Annotated in this window: 18 protein-coding genes and 20 tRNA genes; 2 read left to right on the plus strand and 36 right to left on the minus strand. The window is 28.3% G+C overall.

The genetic code is table 11. The features are described 5' to 3' along the window. Positions 1-317 precede the first annotated feature (317 nt). From NG918_RS04540 to rph, 24 genes are all read right to left on the minus strand, one after another. Positions 318-2,360, minus strand: coding sequence for a M13 family metallopeptidase (locus tag NG918_RS04540; RefSeq protein ID WP_252216952.1), 2,043 nt, complete (start codon positions 2,358-2,360; stop codon positions 318-320). A 215-nt stretch (positions 2,361-2,575) separates the two neighbouring features. After that, a tRNA-Arg gene (locus NG918_RS04545) sits at positions 2,576-2,652 on the minus strand. Positions 2,653-2,790: 138 nt separating this feature from the next. Continuing rightward, positions 2,791-2,864 (minus strand) — tRNA-Gly (locus tag NG918_RS04550). Between the two features lie 15 nt (positions 2,865-2,879). Continuing rightward, positions 2,880-2,954: transfer RNA gene (locus tag NG918_RS04555), tRNA-Gly, on the minus strand. Positions 2,955-2,959: 5 nt separating this feature from the next. Further along, positions 2,960-3,044 (minus strand) — tRNA-Leu (locus tag NG918_RS04560). Positions 3,045-3,051: 7 nt separating this feature from the next. Continuing rightward, a tRNA-Lys gene (locus NG918_RS04565) sits at positions 3,052-3,127 on the minus strand. Positions 3,128-3,288: 161 nt separating this feature from the next. Further along, positions 3,289-3,363 (minus strand) — tRNA-Gln (locus NG918_RS04570). 5 nt (positions 3,364-3,368) lie between these two features. Then, positions 3,369-3,444: transfer RNA gene (locus NG918_RS04575), tRNA-His, on the minus strand. An 8-nt stretch (positions 3,445-3,452) separates the two neighbouring features. Beyond that, a tRNA-Lys gene (locus NG918_RS04580) sits at positions 3,453-3,528 on the minus strand. Between the two features lie 11 nt (positions 3,529-3,539). Then, positions 3,540-3,613 (minus strand) — tRNA-Gly (locus NG918_RS04585). A 13-nt stretch (positions 3,614-3,626) separates the two neighbouring features. Next, a tRNA-Gly gene (locus tag NG918_RS04590) sits at positions 3,627-3,701 on the minus strand. A 5-nt stretch (positions 3,702-3,706) separates the two neighbouring features. Continuing rightward, a tRNA-Leu gene (locus NG918_RS04595) sits at positions 3,707-3,791 on the minus strand. 6 nt (positions 3,792-3,797) lie between these two features. Next, positions 3,798-3,873: transfer RNA gene (locus NG918_RS04600), tRNA-Lys, on the minus strand. A gap of 33 nt (positions 3,874-3,906) precedes the next feature. After that, positions 3,907-3,981, minus strand: a tRNA-Gln gene (locus NG918_RS04605). Positions 3,982-3,984: 3 nt separating this feature from the next. Next, positions 3,985-4,060, minus strand: a tRNA-His gene (locus tag NG918_RS04610). A 5-nt stretch (positions 4,061-4,065) separates the two neighbouring features. Next, positions 4,066-4,142: transfer RNA gene (locus NG918_RS04615), tRNA-Arg, on the minus strand. Between the two features lie 14 nt (positions 4,143-4,156). Then, a tRNA-Gly gene (locus tag NG918_RS04620) sits at positions 4,157-4,230 on the minus strand. A gap of 22 nt (positions 4,231-4,252) precedes the next feature. Beyond that, positions 4,253-4,328, minus strand: a tRNA-Pro gene (locus NG918_RS04625). A 6-nt stretch (positions 4,329-4,334) separates the two neighbouring features. Continuing rightward, positions 4,335-4,411: transfer RNA gene (locus tag NG918_RS04630), tRNA-Arg, on the minus strand. A gap of 232 nt (positions 4,412-4,643) precedes the next feature. Then, positions 4,644-4,717, minus strand: a tRNA-Gly gene (locus tag NG918_RS04635). Positions 4,718-4,734: 17 nt separating this feature from the next. Then, positions 4,735-4,810 (minus strand) — tRNA-Pro (locus NG918_RS04640). A 129-nt stretch (positions 4,811-4,939) separates the two neighbouring features. After that, on the minus strand, positions 4,940-5,419 hold the full coding sequence (locus NG918_RS04645) for a YfcE family phosphodiesterase (protein ID WP_252215341.1): 480 nt from the start codon (positions 5,417-5,419) through the stop codon (positions 4,940-4,942). Positions 5,420-5,430: 11 nt separating this feature from the next. Beyond that, complete coding sequence (locus NG918_RS04650) at positions 5,431-6,048, minus strand: XTP/dITP diphosphatase (RefSeq protein ID WP_252224910.1); 618 nt, start codon at positions 6,046-6,048, stop codon at positions 5,431-5,433. 3 nt (positions 6,049-6,051) lie between these two features. Beyond that, a complete protein-coding gene (rph, locus tag NG918_RS04655; protein WP_252215335.1) occupies positions 6,052-6,801 on the minus strand; it encodes a ribonuclease PH in 750 nt (249 codons plus the stop codon). Between the two features lie 227 nt (positions 6,802-7,028). Between rph and NG918_RS04660 the strand changes: the two genes are divergently transcribed. Beyond that, the gene (locus NG918_RS04660) at positions 7,029-8,675 is read left to right on the plus strand and encodes a hypothetical protein (RefSeq protein ID WP_252215332.1); all 1,647 of its coding nucleotides are present in this window, start codon (positions 7,029-7,031) and stop codon (positions 8,673-8,675) included. A 72-nt stretch (positions 8,676-8,747) separates the two neighbouring features. On the opposite strand, the gene NG918_RS04665 is transcribed toward NG918_RS04660, so the two are convergent. Further along, positions 8,748-10,229 (minus strand): ABC transporter substrate-binding protein, encoded by a 1,482-nt coding sequence (locus tag NG918_RS04665; RefSeq protein ID WP_252224914.1) that lies wholly within the window; start codon positions 10,227-10,229, stop codon positions 8,748-8,750. 260 nt (positions 10,230-10,489) lie between these two features. Between NG918_RS04665 and NG918_RS04670 the strand changes: the two genes are divergently transcribed. Further along, positions 10,490-10,789, plus strand: coding sequence for a hypothetical protein (locus NG918_RS04670; RefSeq protein ID WP_252215326.1), 300 nt, complete (start codon positions 10,490-10,492; stop codon positions 10,787-10,789). Between the two features lie 60 nt (positions 10,790-10,849). Here NG918_RS04670 and gatB read toward each other — a convergent pair whose 3' ends face one another. The 11 genes from gatB to NG918_RS04725 form a co-directional block, all read right to left on the minus strand. Then, positions 10,850-12,280 (minus strand): Asp-tRNA(Asn)/Glu-tRNA(Gln) amidotransferase subunit GatB, encoded by a 1,431-nt coding sequence (gene gatB / locus NG918_RS04675; RefSeq protein WP_252215323.1) that lies wholly within the window; start codon positions 12,278-12,280, stop codon positions 10,850-10,852. 20 nt (positions 12,281-12,300) lie between these two features. Continuing rightward, positions 12,301-13,758 carry an Asp-tRNA(Asn)/Glu-tRNA(Gln) amidotransferase subunit GatA gene (gene gatA, locus NG918_RS04680; protein WP_252215320.1) on the minus strand — a complete coding sequence of 486 codons (1,458 nt, stop codon included), beginning with the start codon at positions 13,756-13,758 and terminating at the stop codon, positions 12,301-12,303. A gap of 18 nt (positions 13,759-13,776) precedes the next feature. Continuing rightward, positions 13,777-14,070: an Asp-tRNA(Asn)/Glu-tRNA(Gln) amidotransferase subunit GatC gene (gatC, locus tag NG918_RS04685; RefSeq protein WP_252215317.1), complete on the minus strand. Its 294-nt coding sequence runs from the start codon at positions 14,068-14,070 to the stop codon at positions 13,777-13,779. A 98-nt stretch (positions 14,071-14,168) separates the two neighbouring features. Continuing rightward, positions 14,169-14,441 (minus strand): hypothetical protein, encoded by a 273-nt coding sequence (locus NG918_RS04690; RefSeq protein WP_252215314.1) that lies wholly within the window; start codon positions 14,439-14,441, stop codon positions 14,169-14,171. Then, on the minus strand, positions 14,441-16,444 hold the full coding sequence (ligA, locus tag NG918_RS04695; protein ID WP_252215358.1) for an NAD-dependent DNA ligase LigA: 2,004 nt from the start codon (positions 16,442-16,444) through the stop codon (positions 14,441-14,443). The genes NG918_RS04690 and ligA overlap by 1 nt, the downstream gene beginning before the upstream one ends. 91 nt (positions 16,445-16,535) lie before the next feature. Then, positions 16,536-19,862 carry a UvrD-helicase domain-containing protein gene (locus NG918_RS04700; protein ID WP_252215311.1) on the minus strand — a complete coding sequence of 1,109 codons (3,327 nt, stop codon included), beginning with the start codon at positions 19,860-19,862 and terminating at the stop codon, positions 16,536-16,538. A gap of 536 nt (positions 19,863-20,398) precedes the next feature. Further along, positions 20,399-21,115, minus strand: coding sequence for a pseudouridine synthase (locus NG918_RS04705; RefSeq protein WP_252215308.1), 717 nt, complete (start codon positions 21,113-21,115; stop codon positions 20,399-20,401). A gap of 215 nt (positions 21,116-21,330) precedes the next feature. Next, positions 21,331-22,071 (minus strand): lytic transglycosylase domain-containing protein, encoded by a 741-nt coding sequence (locus NG918_RS04710; protein ID WP_252215305.1) that lies wholly within the window; start codon positions 22,069-22,071, stop codon positions 21,331-21,333. Positions 22,072-22,266: 195 nt separating this feature from the next. After that, the gene (locus NG918_RS04715) at positions 22,267-24,294 is read right to left on the minus strand and encodes a triple tyrosine motif-containing protein (protein WP_252215302.1); all 2,028 of its coding nucleotides are present in this window, start codon (positions 24,292-24,294) and stop codon (positions 22,267-22,269) included. 150 nt (positions 24,295-24,444) lie between these two features. Further along, positions 24,445-24,891: a YaiI/YqxD family protein gene (locus NG918_RS04720; protein ID WP_252224922.1), complete on the minus strand. Its 447-nt coding sequence runs from the start codon at positions 24,889-24,891 to the stop codon at positions 24,445-24,447. Between the two features lie 3 nt (positions 24,892-24,894). Beyond that, entirely contained in the window at positions 24,895-26,244 is a 1,350-nt protein-coding gene (locus NG918_RS04725; RefSeq protein ID WP_252224925.1) for a glucose-6-phosphate isomerase, read from the minus strand. Positions 26,245-26,344: the final 100 nt, after the last annotated feature.

Below are 26,344 nucleotides of genomic sequence, written 5' to 3' on the forward strand. Positions count from 1 at the left end.
CAAAGACCAAATTTTCTTTTTGTTGACTTTATTGTCAACTTTTGTTTTAATCTGTCGCACTTAAGCGACTTCTTAATATTATCATTTATCTCAATTTGTGTCAACACTTTTTTTAATGTTTTTGTTTAAACATTATTTTGAGTGTTGTTTGTTGTCACCTCAGCGACGAGATTTATTCTATCATATCAGATAATGTAAATATATATCTAATTATCTGATATTAGAGAATATCTTTAATTTATTATTATTTGTTTTATTTTTCTTAATTATCCATATGCGGATACACTAGGCTATGTTTTTACCATATTATTAACTTACTACCATACTTTTATTCTATTTTCTGGAGATACATACATATCATCGCCTTGTTTTATACCATAAACATTATAAAATTCTTCAAATTGACTTAATACAATATTAACTCTTGCCTTTTTAGGGGAATGTACATCATTTTTCAAAAGATAGGATTCCATTTCTTTAGTATTAATTCCCCTCCAAATAATTGCGTAATTTTTAAATAGCTCCTTTAAATTAACATTATTAATGTTATTAGCTATATCTATTATGCATGCAACTCCACCTAAATCGCTTATATTTTCACCTGATGTAAGTTTTCCATCAACAAATTCCCCACTGTTAATTTGGATATGTGAGTAATAATCCATTACTCTCTTGCTTCTAATATTAAATTCTTTGTAATCTTTATCTGTCCACCAATTATTTAAATTTCCACATTCATCAAATTTAGAACCAGTATTATCAAATGCATGAGTTAACTCATGACCAATAACTGCTCCAATCCCCCCTAAATTTTCTACTTTATTATTTTTTATATCATAAAATGGCTTCTGAAGTATTGCTGCTGGAAATACTATTTCATTTTTAGTTGGATTATAGTATGCATTAACTGTTTGAGGTGACATTTCCCACGAATTACGTTCTACTTCTTTATTTAACAATGATAGTTCTTCTTTTAATTGAAAACTATATACATTTAATACGTTTTCTAATAAACATCCACAATTATTGTGACTTTTTATTGTTAATTGTGCATAATCTCTCCACACATCTGGATATCCTATCTTAACATTAATATTATTAAGTTTTTTCACTGCTTTTTCTTTTGTAATTTCACTCATCCACTCTAAATTATTTATTCTATATTTAAAATTATCTATTATTTCAGAAGTTAATGTTTCTACCTCTTTCTTTGAATCTTCACTAAAATGTTTTTTTACATATATTTTTCCTAATGGCTCACTTAAAACTGAATTAACTAAGTTAATTGCTTTTTCTTCATCACTTATTTTATCCTTTATTCCATAAATTGTTTTACTTAAACCATCACTGGCATCTCTAAAATCTTTTGATAAGTAATCTGAACTCTTCATAAGTATATTAGTTTCTAAAAATAATTTTATATCTTCAATATTATTTTCAATCATTAATTTATTTAATTGTTTGATATACTGTGGATTATTTACAACTATTTTATTTGGATCATCTATATTTAACTTCTTAAATATTTCATTAAATTTAATATTAGATGCTAATTCATCTAATTCTTTTACTGAATATATATTGTAAGATTTCTTTATTATATCTAAATCTTCTGCATTTTGTTTTATAGTAGGAATATTTTTAGCTAATTTTTTTTCCATTTCATAGAATCTATCTGCTTTCTTATTAGCATTGTTTCTAGATTCTCCAATCAACTTGTATAATTTCGATATGTATTTCTTATATTCAGTTTCTATTTTTTTATTTAAATCATTTCTTTCTATATAATATTCTGAGTTGTTTAATCCAAGATCACTTTCACCTATATAAAGAATATTAACAGTGCTATTTTTCAAATCAGCTCCTACTCCTATATTAATTATAGATTGCGTAGAGAATGCATTTAAATCTGTTAAATAATTTCTAAAATCATCTAGTGTCTGTATATTATGTATATTTTCTATATAATTTCTTAATATTTTTATTCCTTCTGTTTTTTTATTATTTTCATCTAAATAATTATCATATAAATTTAGAATCTTTATTTCTTCACTACTATCTTGATACTTATTTTTATTGCTTCTTATATCATTTATAATGTTCTTTAAATCTTGTTTTACTTTTATATTTGCTTCTTCAAAAGAACTATAGGTTGTATAACCTTTAGGTAATTTGGCTTTACTTAGCCAATCATCATTTATGTAATTATAAAAATCATCTTCTAATCTTACTTCACTCTTGCTATTTACTTTATATATACTATATGCATAAGCATAGGTATAATAATTATTAAAAAATAATAATATAGTTAAAAACATTACTAAAAATCTATATAGCATTTTATTTGATAACTTTCTCATTATTTATAGTCTCCCCTTATATAAACATTTTTATATGCAATTTAAAATCTACTTGTAATATTATTTAACATTAACTAATAAATAATACATATAACACTATAAAGTTTTAGTTACTATGAAACAATATTCAAATATTGCACTAAAAATATAAGAAGATAACAAAAAAAATACCAATAGTTTATACTGTCTATAAACTATTGGTATCACTATGTTTATGGTACATCTAACAGGATTCGAACCTGCGACGCTTGGATTCGAAGTCCAACGCTCTATCCAGCTGAGCTATAGATGTATAAATATAAAATAAAAAGTCGCCTTAGCGATTTTTTGAAGCTGTCAATTTTTTTAACCATGTGCCTTTTTAAGAGCTAATCTAAGAATAACATAATTTCTCAAAGAATAAAAAAACAACTGACATCAGTTGTTTTAATGGAGCGGGTGATGAGAATCGAACTCACGTAACTAGCTTGGAAGGCTAGGGCTCTACCATTGAGCTACACCCGCATATTTAATTTTTTTTGGAGCAGAAGACGGGACTCGAACCCGCAACATCCACCTTGGCAAGGTGGCACTCTACCATTGAGTCACTTCTGCTTATTTGGTGCAGATGAAGGGAGTCGAACCCCCACGCCGTAAAGCGCTAGATCCTAAGTCTAGTGCGTCTGCCAATTCCGCCACATCTGCATTTTTTTGGTGGCTCACCCGGGAATCGAACCCGGGACACCATGATTAAAAGTCATGTGCTCTACCGACTGAGCTAGTGAACCATATTTCTTACTCGCTTATTAATCTTTATTACTTCGTTAACTATAAAATTTATTCATTCCTGTACATAAGTACTACTCATTTCATAAATTCATTGTTTCATCGTAGTAAACCTTACTAAGCTTCGTAATTAATTTACTTACTTAATTTTAGTAAAAGTAATTGGCTGGGATGGCAGGATTCGAACCTACGCATAATGGAGTCAAAGTCCATTGCCTTACCGCTTGGCGACATCCCATTACATGGGGTGAACGATGGGACTTGAACCCACGACAACCAGTGCCACAAACTGGCGCTCTACCAACTGAACTACATTCACCATTTATTTGGTGCGTTATCAGGGGATCGAACCCGGGACACCCTGATTAAGAGTCAGGTGCTCTACCAACTGAGCTAATAACGCATATTTTTTAATGGAGCGGGTGATGAGAATCGAACTCACGTAACTAGCTTGGAAGGCTAGGGCTCTACCATTGAGCTACACCCGCATATTTAGTTTTTTGGAGCAGAAGACGGGACTCGAACCCGCAACATCCACCTTGGCAAGGTGGCACTCTACCATTGAGTCACTTCTGCTTATTTGGTGCAGATGAAGGGAGTCGAACCCCCACGCCGTAAAGCGCTAGATCCTAAGTCTAGTGCGTCTGCCAATTCCGCCACATCTGCATTTTTTGGTGGCTCACCCGGGAATCGAACCCGGGACACCATGATTAAAAGTCATGTGCTCTACCGACTGAGCTAGTGAACCACATTTTTTACTTACTTTATTTAATAAAGTAATTGGCTGGGATGGCAGGATTCGAACCTACGCATAATGGAGTCAAAGTCCATTGCCTTACCGCTTGGCGACATCCCAATATGGGGTGAACGATGGGATTCGAACCCACGACAACCAGTGCCACAAACTGGCGCTCTACCAACTGAACTACGTCCACCATAATGGTGCGTCTTAAGGGATTCGAACCCCTGGCCCACGCCTTAGAAGGGCGTTGCTCTATCCAGCTGAGCTAAAGACGCATATTTTGTTTTAATGGAGCGGGTGATGAGAATCGAACTCACGTAACTAGCTTGGAAGGCTAGGGCTCTACCATTGAGCTACACCCGCATATTTATTTTTTTGTTGTAATTGGTCGGGGTGACAGGGATCGAACCTGCGACCTCATGGTCCCAAACCACGCGCGCTCCCATCTGCGCCACACCCCGAGATAATGGTGCGTCTTAAGGGATTCGAACCCCTGGCCCACGCCTTAGAAGGGCGTTGCTCTATCCAGCTGAGCTAAAGACGCATATTTTGTTTTTTGTATCTCTTGTTACAACGTTTATCATTTTAATTCATAAGGTTTATTCTGTCAAGTTTTTTAAAAACTCTTTTTTGAATTTTCAAAAATCGCTTTAAACTTTTAACCCAAGAACCTTTATCATTATAAATTATTCTCTAAGTTATGTCAAGTAACTTTTTCATTCTCATGTTTAAATTACTTTTAACATTCATCAAGGATTATTAGTTATTAATGTTAATGGAGCGGGTGATGAGAATCGAACTCACGTAACTAGCTTGGAAGGCTAGGGCTCTACCATTGAGCTACACCCGCAATATTACATTTTAACTTGGTCGGGGTGACAGGGATCGAACCTGCGACCTCATGGTCCCAAACCACGCGCGCTCCCATCTGCGCCACACCCCGGAGTCATTGTTGTTATCTCCTGACGACAATGACTATTCTACAATATACAAATTAATTCGTCAATACTTTTTTTGAAAAATTATTATATTTTTTTATATCTATACCTAAAATCATCTCTTACATTTTATTCTATATATCAATTTCTTTTAGATAAACACTGGGTTCTAGTCCTTTTTTTATTTCTATAAACCCTATATGTCTCCCCCTATTTCTTGGTAATGATAAACTACCTGGATTCATCAATATTACATCATCATACTTTTCTATCATTGAAATATGTGTATGTCCAAAAAGAGCTATATCTGCTTTTAGCTCTTTTGATTTATAATAAATATTATTTAAACCATATTTAACGCCATATAAATCACCATGAGTAAAAAATATTCTAATACCCTCTATGTCTATAATTCCTTCTTTAGGATATTTATCTTTATAATCACAATTTCCACTTACAATATAAATCTCACCATTAAATTCTTTTGATATTTCTTCTGCATCTTCAACGTTATCTCCTAAATGTATAGCAATATCAGCATCTTTTATATATTCACTAGCTATTTTTATATAATTGCTCATTCTATGAGTATCACTTATTACTGCAATTAACATGATTTGCTCCCCTATTCGCTTATCAGATTTAATATTGTGCCTTTTAATTTTTTTAAAGCTATTCCTCTATGACTTATATCATTCTTTTCTTCTAGAGTTAACTCTGCAAAAGTTTTATTTAATGGACCATAGAAAAATAAAGGATCATATCCAAAGCCATCATCTCCCTGTGGCTTTTCTAAAATATATCCATTTACATCTCCAGTTATTGAATAATACTTTCCGTATTCATCAAACATAGCTATTTGACACACAAATTTGGCGGTCCTTTTATTAGTAGGAACATTTGATAATTCTAATAATAATTTTTCATTATTCTTTTTATCATTACCATGCTCTCCTGCATACCTAGCTGAGTATATTCCTGGTGCACCCTTTAAGTAATCAACCTGCAATCCAGAATCATCGCTTAAAATTAAAAAGTCCTTTTCATATCTTAATTTTAATAAATTATATATTTCTTTAGCCTTTTTCTTTGCATTTTCTTCAAATGTACTACCATCTTCTTCTACATCTATATCTATATTTTCTTCATTTAAAGATTTTATTTCAATATTTAGATCTTTTAATAATTCTTTCATTTCTTTTATTTTTTTTACATTATTACTAGCTAAAATAAGTTTTTTCATAATCTAATTATTTCCTCCAGTACCAATCCAAAGAGATTCCATCTTTAATGATTCTTTTTGAACATTAATCATTTGTTTTATTCCCTTTTCTCCTAAATCCAATAACTCATTTAACTCATTTCTAGTATATGGACTCTCTTCTCCAGTACCTTGAACTTCAACAAAGCTACCTTCATCAGTCATAATTATATTCATATCTACTTTTGCTTTTGAATCTTCTTGATAACATAAATCTAATATTTTCTCATCATTAACTATACCAACACTTACTGCTGCAACAAAACTTCTAATAGGATATACCTTAAAAGGTTTTATTTTATGCAATTTATTGACAGCATCAACTAATGCTATAAATGCTCCTGAGATAGCTGTAGTTCTTGTACCACCATCAGCTTGAATAACATCACAATCGATCCATAATGTCTTTTCTCCTAAAGCTTTTAAATCTACAACAGATCTTAATGCTCTTCCTATAAGCCTTTGTATCTCCATTGTTCTTCCATCTATTTTTAATCTTGCGATATCTCTTATCTTTCTCGTTTCTGTTGATCTTGGAAGCATATTATATTCTGCTGTAATCCATCCTGATCCTGTTCCCTTCATAAATGGTGGAACTTTGTCTTCAATAGAAACATTACATAAAACTTTTGTATCACCTACTTCTATATACACTGAACCTTCTGCATACTTTGTATAATGTCTTGTCACTTTAACATGTCTTATTTGATCATTTTTTCTTCCATCAATTCTCAACGAAATCACACTCCAAACACATATATTTCAAAATTTATTATATTATTATATTGTATATATTTTTACTTAATTTATTAATATTAACATATATAAATAATAGATTGATTTAAAGACCTCTTTAATACCTTTATTAAAAAATTTCACCTTTTATTTAGATTTTATGCACTATTTTTGAATTTAACTCATATTAATTAATAGTATGAGAATTTTTAGAGAGGTGAATATAATTGAGATATATAGGGCCATTTTTTAGAATGAATAGTCTTTCTCAAAAGGAAATTAGTAGTCAGCTTTTTTATTTATCAAAAGAATCAGTAAAAACTATTGTTCTTAATTCAAAATCTGGTCTTCTAATTCCTATTAGAGTTTCAAAAAAATCTTCTTCTACAAATGATATTAGCATATTAAATGACTTTTCTCCACTAATATGTATATATAGGAAATCATCACCTATGTTTATACACAATAAAACTTCACATGGGTTTGACGAATCCACTTTTAAAAAGGAAATAAACCCTTCAACAAATGCTTTAATGACCTTGTGTCTATTGGAGTTAAGTGATTATTATTCTAATTACGATAAAGATAATAGAAATATTATATCTTTCGAAAAGCCATTTAAATATATAGCAAAACAACAGCTAAAATTCTATTCAAAAAACCTTCGAAATAATGAGGGCGTTTTTGTTGATAAAAAAAATACGTCTGATGGAAATTCTAAAGGTTTTAATCTAATAGATAAAAATGATAAGTTCAAATTCTGTGACCAAGCTTTTATGATGGCAGCTTATTACTTATATTCTTTTTATAATAAATCTGATGTCGACAGTAATGATTATGAAAGATTTTCTAATGAAATTTTATGTGTATTAAGAGATTATAAAGAATCTCTTTACGACTTATCATTTGAAGAAAACTTAAATATTTTATTATGCTTAAATATTTTTTACAAGTATTCAAAAAGTTCTACAGCTAAAGATCTAATATTAGACTTAAGTGATTTCTTGATAAATAGGTTTATGATAAAGGACTATTATGTAAATTCATTAGAAAATTGTTGTTTATTAGCTATATGCTTAATGGAATCTTACAAACATACAAATATAATTTCTTTTAAAGAAACTAGCAAAGAAATTAATGATAAATTATTAAGTCTATATGATAATGATAAAAATATGTTTATTAAGCTTACAGATAAAAAAGAAACTAAGTATTCTTGCTTAGAAATTAATCTTTATTTGTTATCTTTAATGATCTATTCAAAAGAAGAAGATAAAATATCAGAATTAAAACCTATTATATCTAACATATATAGAAAACTTTATGTGAATAATAATCTGTTAACAAGTTGGCCTGAAGCTCCAACTTTAGATGAAGTAGAACGCTATAAAAATTTAAGCTTAAAATCTGATGATATGCTAGATGAAACTTATTTTAGAATGCCTAACTTACCTACTCCAGAAAGTAATGGCTTAGCCCCTATATTTGTTAAAAACTTAAGTTATTCTAGAAAAAAAGATTGTTTTACAGTACCTAAAGTATCTTTTGATTCAAATAAAAACATGTTTTCTTTTCTACTATTTATATATTTTCTTAAAGACGATATTGAAAAAGAAATGGGATTTAGTAAAACTAAAACAAATATAACTGACTGCAGAACTACAACAGATATTAATGATGTAGTGAATAATGAAGTCATTAATTCATCAGAATTAAATAATATTGAAATAGAAGATGTTGATGTTAGTACAAACTTAAATTTAAAAGTTCCTGATTCTCCAAAATTAACAACTAATCTAAATAAAACAACATCTGATTCAGATGCTAAATCAAAAAAATCTTCTAAAGACAAATCTAATAATAAAAAAAGTTAATACAGTATTGTAAAATATATAAGGCTATATCATTGATGTATTACCAGTGATATAGCCTTAATCTATAATAAACTATTTTATAGATGAAAAATCCATATTTCCATTACCATCCATTTTAATATTTGATATTTTTTTAGAATACGCTATGTTTTCATTATAAAATATCAATGGCACTATTTTATATTCTTCAAAAATCTTATTCTCTAAATTTAGATATACATCATCATTGCAATTATTAGATAATAAAATTTCTTTTTCACTATCACTCATGTAATTAACAAATTTTTTATAAAATTTATCTTTATCTAAAATATTTGCTTCATTATTAATTAGTATCATATCATATCTTTTTTGTAATTCCTCATCATTAAATTCATCTTCTTTTAATAAACTATACTTTATGGATATATCTGTGTTTTCGTCAAACCACTTTTCTATAACCCTACATAACTCTCTGTTAATGCTATTGTCTCTACATAATATAGTAAGTACTTTTGGGGGAGACCACTCCTCTTCCTTATTACTTATTACTTTTCTTGTTTGTAATTTAGTTAAGTCTTCTTTATTTTCTCTAAAATAACTACCTTCAGCCAACTCAAATGATTTTTCATTTGAAGAAGAATAATCTTCCATAGATTCTGATATATACTTATATATTTCTCTTCTGCCTTGTAAAGAAATATTATTTTTATCATTTATGTATAAATACACACCTGTATCTTTGGGCATTGTTATTAAACTTCCATCATTACTTAACTTATTTAATTGGCTTTGCGGTGGATTTATAACAATATCTCTTTCTCCAATTTCAAATGATGCCATAGACAATTCTACATTACTATCATTTATTAAATTTATAACTCTTCTATTTCCATCATTGCTATTTGATTCTAATGTTATTTTATCATCCATAAATGATGTTATTTTATAATCTCCACTATAAATCACTTCATTATAATTCTTTTTAATATTTTCCCACATAACTAAGTACTTTCTTAATCTATATTGTGGCTTAGTTAATTCGCTTAAAAATTTATCATTTTTAGCATTAAGTCTTATAATGACACTGTTATCTTTAGATTTTATTGCAACTCCTTTTTCAAAAGTAGTTTTCCCATCTTTAAATTCTCTAGCACCATAAACATCTAATAATGCATGTATATTTTCTTCATCATCCTCTTTTAGTAGTTCTCTAAAAAACACAATTACATCACCTGAAGTTATTTTGCTTCCATCACTCCAATATATATTATCATCTATCTTAAATTCATATTCTATTCCATCTTCACTTTTAATTATTTCTTTAGCTAAAGAGGGCAATATATTATTATCTATATCCTTTGAAACTAAACCTTTACTAACAGCACAAATTATATCTTCATTTCGCTTAGATAAGTTAGTAACAGTCTTTAAATTATCCGGTATATCTTCTACTCCATAATTGATAATATCATCACCTTTTTTATCTGATGAAACATTATCAATCTGAATAAATCCTAATAAAAAAGCACCTATGATAAAAATTAAGGATATAGGTAACAAGTATTTTTTCAATGTTAATAACCTCCTTACTCTTATAATATACATAATTAAATTATTAACATTTTATTTAATTTATAATCATTAATATTTATAATTAATTTTATTGCACTATCCATCTTTACTTATGCATATATCATATATTATGCTAAAATAGGGCATTATATTTAAAATACATATTTTATCATTTTTGTTCTACTATACCATAAATATATATTTAAAATAAATATTCTATTATGGTATAATATTACCATATTTTATTGGAGGTTTTTAAAATGAAATTTTTAACGGCTACATTTCTAATAGTTGCAATACTATTCATGTTCGTTTTTATGTTTATAGGAATATGGTTATTTATAGTAGCAATAAAATCACATAAACAATTACGATATCAAAACTATATATTAGAAAAGATCTGTCAAAAGCTTAATGCATTATCTAATAAAATGTATTTTAATGAATCCATAAAAGATAATCCAAATTATTCAACAGATGATTTTGATTTAAATCAAACTACTGAAGACAGTGACTATGATGATATATCTAGTTTTGATAAATCCGAAGAATTAAAATAAGAAAAACCTACTATGAAACATCTTATTTCATAGTAGGTTTTTTACCTCTAATAGTTTTTTCTATCTTTTCTCTACTTCTTCAGTAACTAATTTGTTAACAATTCCTGGGTTTGCTTGACCTTTAGTTTCTTTCATTACTTGACCAACTGCAAATCCAAGTATTCTAGTTCTTCCACTCTTGTATTGTTCAATAACTTGAGGATTTTCATCAAGAACTTTATTAACTAATTGACGAATAGCATCTTCATCATTATTTTGTTTTAAGCCTTTTTCATCAATTATAGTCTTTGGTGATTTTCCTTCTGCAAACATATCATCAAGTACTTTTTTACCTATAGCACTTGATATAGTTCCGTCTTTTATTACTTCTATTAATTCTGCTAAATCTTTAGGAGAGAATTTTAAATCTTCTACCCAAGTACTTTCTTCTTTCATAAGTCTTGAGATATCTCCCATGATCCAATTTGATGCTGCTTTAGGATCTCCAGATAATTTAGCACATTCATCAAAATAATCTGCCATTGAATCTGTAAGCGTTAATACATGTGCATCATATTTAGGTAAACCATATTCTTTTACAAATCTATCTGCCTTTTGATATGGAAGTTCTGGAATAGTAGCTCTTATTTCTTCAATCCATTCATCAGAAACATTTAAAGTTACTAGATCTCCTTCTGGGAAGTATCTATAGTCATTTGCTTCTTCCTTACTTCTCATAACTATAGTTTTATTGTTTGTTTCATCCCATCTTCTAGTTTCAACACTTAAAGCTTCTCCATTAGTTACAGCTTCAACTTGCCTGTCAAATTCGTAATTTAATGCCTTTTCTAATGCTTTAAATGAATTCATATTCTTAATTTCTGATCTTATACCAAATGGTTCTGTTCCCTTTTCTCTAATAGAAATATTTCCATCACACCTTAAAGAACCTTCTTCCATCTTACAATCTGATATTTCAGCAGAACTTAATATGCTTCTAAGCTTTGTAAGATATAGTGTAGCTTCTTCTGGAGTTCTAATATCAGGTTTAGATACTACTTCTATTAATGGAACGCCTGCTCTATTAAAATCAACTAGTGTACCTCTTTTAGTATGTAGTAACTTACCTGCATCTTCTTCTATATGAATTCTTTCTATTCCGATTCTCTTAACTTCTCCACTTTCAAGTTCAATATCAATATATCCATTTCTACATATTGGTAATTCATCTTGTGTTATTTGATAATTCTTAGGACAATCTGGGTAGAAATAATTCTTTCTATCCATTCTCCCAACTTTAGTTATTTCACAATTTAAAGCTAATCCTGCTTTTATTCCTAGCTCTAAAACTCTTTTATTTAATTGTGGTAATGATCCTGGAAGACCTAAACATACAGGACAAACATGAGTATTAGGTTTTCCTCCGAATTCTGTTGTACAACCACAGTATATTTTAGTATTAGTTAAAAGTTCAGCATGAACTTCTAATCCTATGACTGATTCAAATTCCATTGTTTCTTCACTCCTTACCCCTATAGATTTGGATGCATTTCATGCCATTTAGTTGATTGCTCATAGCTATATGCAAGGTTAAATAATGTATCTTCTTTAAAATAATTACCCATTATTTGAAGTCCTACTGGAAGACCATCAGTAACTCCACATGGAAGTGATATTGCTGGAATACCTGCTATATTTACAGGAACAGTATAAATATCCCCTAAATACATCTCTAATGCATTTTCTGTTTTTTCTCCAATTTTATAAGCTGGCGTTGGTGCTGTTGGTGATATTATAGCATCAAAATCTTTGAATATATTTTCAAATTCACCTTTTATAAGATTTCTAACTTTTAATGCTTTCTTATAATATGCATCATAATATCCTGCTGATAATGCATAAGTACCAAGCATTATTCTCTTTTTAACTTCTTTTCCAAATGCTTCACTTCTTGATTTAAAGTATACATCAACTGCATCTTCAACACTTTCACTTCTATGTCCATATCTTACTCCATCAAATCTAGCTAAATTTGATGATGCCTCTGCACATGCTAATAAATAATAAGCTGATATAGCATAATCTGCTAATGGAAGTGATACTTCTGTAATTTCTGCACCATTAGCTTTGAATACTTCTAATGCATCATATATAGCTTTTTGAACCTTAGGATCTAATCCATCTTTGAAAAATTCCTTTGGTAATGCTATTTTCTTTCCTTTAATATTTTCTGATAAAGAGTCTTCATAATTAGGTACATTTATATTAGCTGTAGTAAAATCTCTATGATCAACTCCTGATATTACTTGAGTTAATAAAGCGCAATCTTTAACATCTCTTCCTAATGTACCAACTTGATCTAAAGTAGAACCATAAGCTACAACTCCACTTCTTGAAACTCTTCCATATGTAGGTTTTAATCCAACTATTCCACAAAAAGATGCTGGTTGTCTTACTGATCCACCAGTATCAGTTCCTAATGCTAAAGGAATTTCTTTTGCAGCAACAGCAGCAGCGGAACCACCTGATGATCCACCTGGTACTCTATCTAAATCCCATGGATTTCTAGTTATCTTGTAAGCAGAATTTTCAGTTGATGAACCCATTGCAAATTCATCCATATTTAACTTACCTAATATAACTCCACCTTGTGACTTTACATTTTCAGAAACTGTAGCATCGTATGGTGATATATATCCTTCTAATATCTTAGAAGCACAAGTATTTTGCATATTCTTAACGCTTATATTATCTTTAATTCCTAAAGGTGCTCCCCCTAGTACTCCAATATCTTCACCCTTACTTAACTTTTCATCCAATACTTTCGCATCATTTAATGCTTCTTCTTCTGCAACATATAAAAATGCATTTACTTTATCATCTATATTTTTTACTTTTTCTAAATGAGCTTTAGTAACTTCTTCCACTGAAGCTTCTTTTTTAGAAATTAAGTTCTTTAATTCATGAGCTTTATAATTTGTAAAATCCATATTTCACCCTCCAATCTTCTATTGTTCTCTTATAATTGTTGGAACTAAAACATATTCTTCTAATGTTTCAGGCGCATTTTCTAAAACCTCTTCTAATTTAATTGAAGGGGTAATTTCATCTTCTCTAAATTTGTTTTCAATATAATAAGGGTTTACTATTATATCTTCCTTTTCAGTATCTAACTCTTGAAGCTTTTCAACATAATTTAAAATTTGATTTAAATCAGATGCTAAGCTTTCTTTTTCATCTTCATTAAAACTTAATCTTGCAAGTTCTGCAACATATTCAACATCTTTTTTAGTAACAGACATAGTTAACCTCCCTTTCAAAGTAAAGACAATTTAAAATTAAAATGTCTTATATATTATAAGTATCTTATTCAATACATTAAATTTTATCATAAAATCTTCTATTTTACTAAATTAACTATAAAAAATATTAAAGAAACAGATATTGTAAAACTAAAAGCAGAATACACTATTCTTTTTCTTCCAGTTTCATTAAGTAAAAATCTTACTGTAAGTACTAACATAGTTATACATATTCCCAGTTGAACAGGTAAATATGAATTAAAAATTTGGTCTATATAACAAAATTGATAACTAGTTAAAAAAGTGCATACTATTAAAATACTAGTTATAAAGCCACATATTAGTGTTAACCAATTTACTAGTGTCTTCATTAACTTTCACTTCCTAACATTCTTTCAAATTCCTCTTCTGAAATAACCTTAACACCTAATTCTTCTGCTTTAGTTAATTTTGATCCTGCTGATTCTCCAGCAATTACATAATCAGTTTTTTTACTTACACTACCTGAAACTTTAGCACCTAAACCTTCTAGCTTAGTTTTTATCTCAGTTCTAGAATAATTTTGTAATGTACCAGTAGCAACTACAGTTTTATCTTTAAAAATACTTTCCACTATTTTAACTTCATCAAATATAGGATTCACTCCTAAATTTAATAATTCATCAATAGTATTTATTACTTTTTCTTCTTTAAAGAATTCAATTATATCCTGTGCAACTATATCACCAACATCTTGCACTGATACTAAGTCTTCAAACATAGCATTTTTCAATCCATCAATTGATTTAAATTTATTTACAATATCCTTAGCTGTTTTTACTCCTACATTAGGAATACCTAAAGCATATATAAATGAATATAACTTACAGTCTTTGCTTTTTTCAATTGCATTTAATAAGTTTTCCGCTTTCTTTTCTCCAAACTTTTCTAAGCCTATTAAATCTTCTTTTTTTAATTTATATAAATCTGAAATAGATTTAATATTTAATTTTTCAAATAATTGTTCTGCTGTTTTTTCTGAAAATCCTGCTATATTCATAGCATCTCTTGAAGCATAATGAACTATAGTTTTAACCAATTGTGGTTTACAAGAAAGTGTATTTTCACAGAAATAATGCGCTCCATTTAAAACTACATGACTACCACATGCTGGACATTCAGTTGGCGGTACTATTTCCTCAGATTTTTCTAATGTATTCTCTACTGTTCCCATAATTTCTGGTATAACATCATTAGATCTTCTAACAAATACATCCGCTCCAATTCTTACACCTTTTCTTTTTATATCATCCATATTATTGAGAGTTGCTCTTTTAACAGTTACTCCTGCTAATTCTACTGGATCTAATATTGCTGTTGGACCTATTCTTCCACTTCTTCCAACATTCCATTCAACATCCAAAAGTTTTGTTGTAGCTTCTTGAGCTTCAAATTTATAAGCTATGGCCCATTTAGGGAATTTAACTGTATACCCTAATAATTCTCTTGTTCTAATATCGTCTATAGCTAATACTAAACCATCAATATCATAATTTAAATCAAATCTTATTTTTTCTATATACTCTATTTCTTTCTTTATATCATCAATAGATGTACATACTTTTAAATAATCATCAATAGGCAATCCTTTTTCTTTAATAAATTCCATCATTTCTAAATAAGTTTTAAATTGATATCCTTCTTTATATCCAACATCATAGAAAAATGCTGACAAATCTCTTCTAGCAGTTTCTTTTACATTAAGATTTCTTAATGCTCCAGCCGCACCATTTCTCAAGTTTTTTAATGGAACATTTGCACTATCATTATATCTTTCAAAAGCTTCTTGTGTCATAATGGCTTCACCATGTACTTCAAATAACTCATCATTTTCTTGAAGCTTTAGTGGTATAGATTTAATAGTTTTTACTTGAGATGTTACATTTTCTCCTATTTCACCATTACCTCTTGTAGCACTTACTTCAAGCAAACCTTCCTTATTATAAGTTAAGTTAACTGTTAAGCCATCAAACTTTTTAGTAGCTATATATTTTAAATCTGGTAATTCTTCACCTTTAGCTCTCATTTCATTAACAAATTTCACATTTCTATTATGCCAATCTTTTATTTCATCTAAGTTTTGAGCTTTATCTAAACTCCAAAGCTTTCCCTTATGTGTATATTTATTAAAACCTTCTAAAACAACATCACCAATTCTTAATGTAGGTGAATATGGTAGTACAAAGTCTGTTTCTTGCTCTAACGCCCTAAGTTCGTCATATTGTTTATCATAATCCTTATCACTTACAGATGGATTATCAAGTACATAATAATCATATGAATTCCTATTTAAATTTTCAACAAGTTCTTTTATTCTCTCTATTTTATCCACTATTATCTCCATCTCCTAAATTAAGAAATTTTATAATTAATCTATATATTAGCTTCATATAAAATTTTAAACTCTATATGAAGCTAATCTAACTTTAAATTCCTTTTAACTTAGCAAATGATAACATTAAATTTTTAACTCCTTGTTTATCAAATGCAATAGTTAACTTTTTATCATCTCCAGAATTCTGAACACTAACTATTGTACCAACGCCAAATTTTTCATGTTGTACTTTTCTACCTAATGTAATTTCGTTAGCATTTAAATATTCTGAATCACTATTTTTGTTATTAATTGTATCAGTAGATTTGCAAACATCTCTTATTATAGTGCTTCTTAAACTATGAGGATTATTATATGAATTGTTTTTTTGAGCCTTAACATTAGAGGTATTTCCAGATCCTATTCTATTTCCACTTACATATTCCTTAAGTTCTGGTTTTATTTCATTAATAAAATCAGACTGAGAATATGCTACTGTTCTACCAAATACTCTTCTAACTTCAGCCGAGGTCATAAATAATGTTTCTTTTGCTCTTGTTATCCCTACATAACATAACCTTCTTGATTCTTCCATCTCAGATTCTTTTTCAAACGACATATTTCCCGGGAAAATACCATTTTCCATTCCAACCATAAATACAACTGGAAATTCAAGACCCTTTGCACTATGAACTGTCATTAATACTATTGTATCCTCTTGTTCTTCAATCTTATCTGTATCTTGAACTAATGATACTTTTTCTAAATATGCAGCTAATGATTTATCTTCATTATTCTTTTCAAAATCAACTGCATCTGAAACAAGCTCTTTTAAATTTTCAATTCTACTTTTATCTTCTATTTCCTTAGATGACTCTAATTGTTTTAAATATCCTGTATCTTTAAGTATTGACTCAATTAATACAGATATAGGTGCTGTTTCACTCAGTGACATAAATTCTTCCATTAAATTTGTAAAAGCTTCTATATTATTAGCATTTCTAGGTGTTAGTGTTGGTATTGTTCTAACCTCCATTAAAGCATCCCACATGTCTAATTCGAAATTATTTGCAAATTCTTGAATTTTTGATACTGTAGCATCACCTATACTTCTTTTAGGAACATTTATTATTCTCTTTAAACTAACATCATCTCTTGGATTAACTATAGCCTTAAGGTATGCTAAAATATCCTTTATTTCTTTTCTATCGTAGAATCTCGTTCCCCCTATTATCTTATATGGGATTCCTCTTCTTCTTAAACTCTCTTCAAATATACGTGACTGAGCATTAGTTCTGTATAGTATAGCAAAATCTTTATACTCTTTATTTTCCTTAGATTTAATCTCTGTAATTTGCTTACTAACAAAATCCCCTTCATCACCATCCGAAAATGCCCTATATATCTTTATTTTATCTCCAGCTTCTTGTTCTGTTCTAAGTACTTTACTTTTTCTATTTGCATTATTCACAATCACTACATTTGCTGCATCTAATATATTACTCTTAGACCTATAATTTTGTTCTAATTTAATTACTTTAGCATTAGGATAATCTTTTTCAAAATCCAATATATTTTGAATATCTGCGCCTCTCCATTGATAGATACAATTATGCACTACAACATCATTTGCTATATAATTTCTAGCATTATCAATATTTAAATCATATACAAATCCATCATATTCTTCGCTTTCAACAGATACTATAATATCTTCTTTTATTACTCCATCACTTTCTATTGCAATTGCCATACCTTCTCTAAAACTTCCAAGTGGCATAAATAGAAAACTTTTTTCTCCAGTTAATTTAGCTTTTTTTAATATATCAAAATTTTCTTCAACTTCACTTAAACTTCTTGCAAATTCTTCTGCTTCATCATATAAAGCTCTTTCAGTCTCAACTCTATATGTATTTCTTTCACCATTTCTAACATTGAAACCCGCTTCTATAAATTTATTCTTTGTTTCATCACCAGAGGAATTAAGTCCTATTCTGTGAGAATATAATCCTCTTTGTAACGATTTTTTTCCTCCAAAGAAAGTCACATTAACTCTTTTTCTTACTGAATTTCCTCTTATTACTGCATTGCTCAAATGATGTGGATATTCCTTATATAAATGTTCATCATCCATTAGTTTTTCAGCAGCACTTACTGTATCAATGTCATTAAACATATTTTCTATTTGTTCTTGTGATACTGTTATATTTCTTCCTCTTGAATTAAATACAATAGTTGGTATTCCATATTTTACAGAATAATATTGTTCATAATAAGTTGCATCACCCTTTGAGTTACAAACTTTTATTATCCATATTTTATCTGCTTGCTCTCCATTTAATCTAACTGCTAAACCACTAGCTTCTCTTTCATCTCTAGATCTTACAGAAGATGTTTGACCTATTCTATATCCAAAACCGTTTTTATACATTAAATAAACATAGTAATTCTCTTCTTCTAATAGTACTTTTCCAAATGAAATATGGTTAGGTGTAGCTTTTATTACCTTATTACTCTTTGTAATAATTTTTATAACTTCTCCACAATACTTCTTTTTACTTATGTCACTTACTGATAATAATCCTATTTCTCCATTACCACATGCAACTTTAACTTTATCTTCGCAAGTTAATTTTTCTATTTCAACTTTTTTATCTTCGGTAGATATTAAAGTTCCTTCAACTAAACATTGATCATCATCCCCTACAACGCATATATTCTTATATTTTGATGCTAATAATTTAATTAATTCATATTGAGCACCATTAGTATCTTGATATTCGTCTACCATTATATACTTAAATTTATTTTGATAAAATTCTAGTACTTCAGGATTAGATTTAAAAAGCTCAACAGCTTTAAATATTAAGTCATCAAAGTCTAATGCATTATTTTCCTTTAGTCTTCTTTGATACATCTCATATGCTTCCGCAATTTTCTTTTCTCTAAAGTTAGATTCATTTTGTCTCATAAAACTTTGAGCAGTTTGCATAGTATCTTTTGCTTTTCCAATTTTACTTAGTATCTCTTGATCAGATATATCTTTATCATTAATATTTAAAAGCTTCATACATTCTTTTATTAATACTTTTTGATCAGATGTATCGTATATTGTAAAGTTACTATTGTAACCAATCTTATCTATTTCTCGTCTTAAAATTCTAACGCAAGTTGAATGGAATGTAGATATCCACATATTTTCAGCTTTACTACCAATTAGTGATATAACTCTATCTTTCATTTCCTTTGCTGCCTTATTTGTAAATGTAATAGCTAATATATTATATGGTGCTATGCCCATATTTTCTATCATATGTGCCATTCTATAAGTTAATACTCTCGTCTTTCCTGATCCAGCTCCAGCTAATATTAACAATTGGCCATCTATGGTAATTGCACCTTCATATTGTTCTTTATTAAGCAATGATTTTAACTCCATTTAGTTAATCTGCTCCTTTCTTAATCTCTAAATATTATAACATAGTGAAAGTATTAATAATATTTCTCTTTATATGTTGATTTAATCTTTATATACATTAATTATATCTAATTATTTCCTTTAAAATTATATACTTCTTTATTATCTCCTATTTTAAAATATAAAAACAAATAAAAATGAAGGAATTAAGTCATATTNNAATATGACTTAATTCCTTCACTTATTTTTTTCTATTTATTTTTTTATTAATCTCTATTAAAATGTACTATTTTTATGTTTTTTTATATATTAAATCAACTTTTCTTCAAAGTAAACATTTTCATAATTAAGACAAAAAAAACGCAACCCTTGGGGCTAGGTTGCGCTTTAGCAATAAGCAATAAGCAATAAATAAAAAGGGGGCTATATAATTCCTTTTATTTATCCTTGCAAAATTATTATAGGACATTCTATATTAAAATGCAAGTAATTTTACGAAAAATATTTACTCATGCGTCTAAAATGAATTATTTTATTGCATAATCTTTTAACGTTCGTTAATTTTTATTTAAAATAGCTAATTCTTCATCTGATAATTCTCTATATTCGCCTTCTTCTAAGCTTTCATCTAGAATCAAATTACCAAATTCTTCCCTTTTTAGATATACTACTTTTTTATCACGTGCTTCAAACATTCTTTTTACTTGATGATATTTTCCTTCTTGTATAGTAATTCTAACTTCTGAACCTTCTGGTGATGCAGATATAATATCTAATTTTGCTTCTAAGCATTTATACCCATCATCTAATACTACACCTTTTTTAAATGCCTCTTGATCTTTTTCATTTACTTCTTTATCTATTTTAGCATAATAAACTTTATCAACATGCCATTTAGGTGATATCATTCTATGATTAAAGTCCCCATCATTAGTTAATAACAATAATCCAACAGTATCTTTATCTAATCTTCCTACTGGAAATGGATTAAAAATTTGATGATCTAATTCTAACAAATCAATAACAGTTTCATCTTTTGAATCATGAGTTGCTGATATTACTCCTGTTGGTTTATTCATCATTAAATATATGTATTTACGATAAAATATCTCTTCTCCATTTATCTTAACTATAGATTTTTCAGGATCTATATTTACACTGCTATCTTTAATTATCTTTCCATCTACTTCAATTAATCCTTTTTTTGCTAACAATTTAGCTTCTTTTCTGCTTCCATATCCTAAATTAGAAATTATTTTATCCAATCTCTCCATTTACTTCACTCCACTCTATCATTTTATATGTCTCTCTACACAATAGTATATTATCACATATGTCAAAATAAATATTCATATAAATAAAAAATTATGTTTTAAATATATATTTATATATGCAATAGGCAAAGTGGCATATATAAAATTCTTACTAAAATAGAGCCAATAAAAAAATGAAGTTATTACTAAACAACTTCATTTTTTATTGATTCATGCTAAATTCCACTTTTATAATATCCCATTACTTTTGGAATATAGTTTTGAGTTTCTTTAGGCATTTTATATAAATGTTCAACAGAGCTAACTCCTCTTTTTTGCATTGTTCCAGGTCCTGCATTATATGCCATAAGAGCCATTTCTACATTTCCATCATACCTATCAATATATCCCTTTAATTGCTTAACTCCACCATTAATGTTTTGTTCTATATTAAAAGGATCACTTACTCCATCTTCTTCACAATTTTCCGGCATAAGTTGCATAAGTCCCATAGCACCCGCACCTGAAACTACTTTAGGATTAAAATCAGATTCCTGTTTTATTATTCCTAAAATCAAATTAGAATCTACACCATATTTTCTTGATGCTTCTTCTACTGCTCTATATATTCTTTGTTTACTTTCATCATCAGTATCTATATCGACAGTTGATGTAGTACTAGACCCATTTAATTTAGATGTTACATTCTCATTTAAAACCATTTTCATATAATCTAATCTTTGTCCAGGTGTTGTATTTGTATTTTCCAATGATTTCATTGCTTCTAATGCACTAGAATCCTTAGTTGATTCATTAGCTGATTCATTAGATTTATCTGTTAAAGCTTGCATAACTAAGGCAAATTCTAGTCCATTAGTTCCACTATTACTTTTATCATCACTACTATTACCACTATTATTAATTGCTGTTAATGCCATTAATTCATTTGAAAATGAATTTAAATTGTCTATACTCATAACTGCCCTCCAATTTTATTATGCTATATTTTAAATAATTGTTGATATATACAAATAGTACTATATTCCTAAGTTCAATTACTCAGTCCACTTTGCTTATTCATATATCAATGATTTGTTTAAATAGAATCTTTTATTAAAATCACAAACTTAAATTAATCTACTATATTTATTTTCGTAACAAGTTTATAAATCTTAATCTAATACCTTAAAAGATATTTCTGCATAATCTTCATAGTTAGTATTTTTATAATAACTTTTAGATAATACTAAAATCTTATACTTTCCTTTAATAAAAGGTATAAAGCTATAGTAATTTTTCTTACTATATGATTGAACTTTATTCCAGTTACCATGTTCCATTAAATAAAATTCATAGCAGACATCTTTTCCACCTGTACTCTTTACTTCAAATGATAATTCATGATTAATTTTAACCTTCTTTTTATTTATAATTATTTCTGTATTTATAACAGGTGATGCTTCATTTATATATAAACTAACTTCTTTTTTAGAATCATATTCATCTATACATTTTATATTTTTAGCATACACTTCTATTGTATATTTTCCTGAAGTTTTAGGAACAAATCTTAATTTTTTATTTTTAATAAATTCAGTTTCTTCAACTAAATGTCCATTAATTTTAGTTACATATTTAACCAAGACACTTTTTGTATTTTGAATTATTGATTCAAATTCTATGGTATCTCCAACTACATAATTATTTTTTAAAGGTAACATTATATAATCGATTTCTCCTGGTATATACTCATTTGCTTTTAAGTAAACAAAAGTATGTGCATCAAATTCTTTATCAGAATATCTGTCCTTAATAATAATCTCTATCTCATAATCTCCTTTTTCTTCAGGAGTAAAATTAATCCAATTTTTATTATTATTATTTATTTTTTCCACCTTTATTTTATTTCTATACACTACAAATGAATAATTTAATCTAGTTCCACCTTCTGCATTAACCATTATATTAACAGGTTGTTTAATCAAAACACTTTTTTCTTTATCTATAACAACATCAACTATTTTTACTGGCTTATTGCCTCTTTTTTCTATTTCAAATTCAATTTCTTCGCAAGCTTCATATTCACATTCAGACGATGCATCTTTGGCAAAAACTGATATACTATATCTTCCTGATTCTCTAGGTTGCCATATATATTCAGAATTCCTTATAAATCCAGTATCCTCTTCATATGAACCTTTTACTTTATATCTATATAGAATATTAATTCCACCCTCTACTTCTGCTTTGAATTTTATATCAGTTTCTATAATTTGAGGTGAACTTAAATCTGCTGCAAACCCTTTAATTAGTATATCCTTATATGGTTTTATATTATATAAAAGAACTGCCCTATCATCATATTCTTTATTTGAAAATATATCTTTTGCACATGCTAAAAGTCTATAACTACCATGAGCATGTTCTTTGTAATTCAAATAATTTTTAGTAGAATAATCTTGCATGCAGATTGCCTTTCCATCTTTTGAAATCTTATAAAATTTATATAAAATTGTTCTGTTACTTTCATTTTTGGTTTCTAATGTAAATTTAAGATCTTGTCCAACTATTAATTCAGTATTATGACATATAAAATTAGTTATTTCAACATCTTCAATATCATCCACATTTATTTTGATAGTAGTATAATCATCAAAATTTTCATCAGAAGTAGCTCTTTTACATTCTATTAAAAATTCTTTTTTGCCTGCATTATTTGCAGTATATAATAATGTATTATCTGTTGTATAGTCTATAATAGGTTCCCATCCTTGCTCTCCCTTTACATAAAATCTGTAAAGTAACTCTTCTTCCGCTGCTTTTACCTCTATAGAACACTTTTCTCCAACATTTAAACTAGTTTTATCAACCTTTACCTCATCTATAAGTCTTACTAAATCTTTGTTACTAATTAAATAATCTTCTTTAGCTACATAATCGAATGATTTTTTTCCTTCCTTATCTCTTGCTTGAACCATAACCGTATATTCCCCTTCATAAACTGGCTTCCAACAGCAATTATCTTTTTCTGAATAATCTTGTATAGTTGTCCATATACCATTTAAACCAATAATAAATTTATATTCTATGTCATCCTTAGGATTATTAACCTGACTTTTTATATTTATTTCCGTTCCTCTTGTTTGCGGTTTTTCTTTATTAAATATGAGTTCTATATTCTTTAACTGAAGCTCTTGCATCCTTCTCAAAACCCCTCTCTATATTACTCCTTAATTATATTATACAATTATTCCATTTTTTGTAAATAACTTCAGTTAATTTTTATTTAAATTATATCATATTTATATAATTCTTATCATATACTGAAAAAAAAATAGAGGTATTCTCCTCTATATATTTTTATTAACTAATTCAATTAGTTTTATTAAGTTTTTTTCTAATCTTAAATTATCCTCATTAGTCCTTTTTTTAGGATTGGAAGTTTTACCTCCACCTCTCCTAATTTTTTGGGATAAATGTCTTTCTTCTAATAATCGATCTATATTGCTTTCATCATAAATAAAACCTTTTGGATTTATTACTCTTGCTTTCTTAGGCAAACATATAGCTGCTACCCCATAATCTTGAGATACTACTATGTCATTAGCTTTAGTTTCATTAATTACAAACATATCCACACTTTGAAAACCACTATCCACAATTTTAACTTCTGAGTAATTACTTTGTATACAATGATTTATATCGCAATAAATTATTACTGATATATCTCTATCTTTAGCCACTTTTTCAATAATGGAGATACCTGGGCAGGCATCTCCATCAATTATAATTTTCATAAATTAAAGTCTCTTCTCTAATTCATCTTTCATATCTTCATATCCTGGTTTTCCAAGAAGCGCAAACATATTCTTCTTGTATGCTTCAACTCCTGGTTGATCGAATGGATTTATTCCTAAAAGATATCCACTTAATCCACAAGCTTTTTCAAAGAAATATACCATGTGACCAAAATAGTAAGGTGAAAGTTCTGGTACATTTAATACCATGTTAGGTACTTCACCATCATTATGAGCTAATAAAGTTCCTTGGAATGCTTTATTATTTACAAAATCCATAGTTTTTCCAGCTAAGAAGTTTAATCCATCTAAGTCGCCTTCGCTAAATTCTATTGTAATTTCTTTTCTAGCTTTTTCGACATTAATAACTGTTTCAAAAAGATTTCTTCTACCATCTTGAATATATTGTCCCATAGAGTGAAGATCAGTGCTAAAATCAACTGCTGCTGGGAATAATCCTTTTTTATCTTTTCCTTCAGATTCTCCATATAATTGTTTCCACCATTCATTGAAATAATGAATACATGGTTCATAATTAACTAATACTTCTATTTCTTTACCTTTATTATATAAAGCATTTCTTGTGACAGCATATTTATAACAATCATTTTCCTTAAGTGAAGGATTTGAATATGTTTCTCTTGCATCTGCTGCACCTTGCATCATTTCATCTATATTTATTCCAGCTACAGCTATTGGTAATAAGCCTACTGGTGTTAACACTGTAAATCTTCCACCAACATCATCAGGAATTACAAATGTTTCATATCCTTCTGAATCAGCTAAGCTTTTTAATGCACCTCTAGCTTTATCTGTAGTTGCATATATTCTCTTTCTTGCTTCTTCTACACCATATTTCTTTTCTAAGTATGATTTAAATATTCTAAATGCAATAGCTGGTTCTGTAGTAGTACCTGATTTTGAAATTACATTTACACTAACATCTTTTCCTTCTATAGCTTCTAATAGTTCTGCCATATAAGTTGAACTTATGTTATTACCTGCATAAAATATCTTTGGCACTTTTCTCTTATTGTCATCTAAAACGTTATGGAAATTACTTGTTAACATTTCTATTGCAGCTCTAGCTCCAAGATAAGATCCACCTATTCCTATAACTATTAATACATCTGAATCAGATTGTATTTTTTCTGCTGATTTCTTAATTCTAGCAAATTCTTCTTTATCATAATCTACTGGCAGGTCTATCCAACCTAAAAAATCACTTCCTTGACCTGTTTTACTATGAAGTCTATCATGTGAATCTTTTACCATTCCTTCCATGTAATCTAGTTCATAGTTTTTTACGAATCCTTGTGTTTTACTTAAATCTAATGTTAATCCTTTTTTCACAACCATACCTCCATATCTTAATTACGTAAATTTCACTTTTCAATTATATCACACTTTCATTAAACATTTCTTAAACATTTATGATATTATTCAAACCTTG

Origin of the sequence: Clostridium sp. ZBS2 (assembly GCF_023845855.1) — a bacterium.
Taxonomy (GTDB): Bacteria; Bacillota; Clostridia; order Clostridiales; family Clostridiaceae; genus Clostridium; species Clostridium aquiflavi.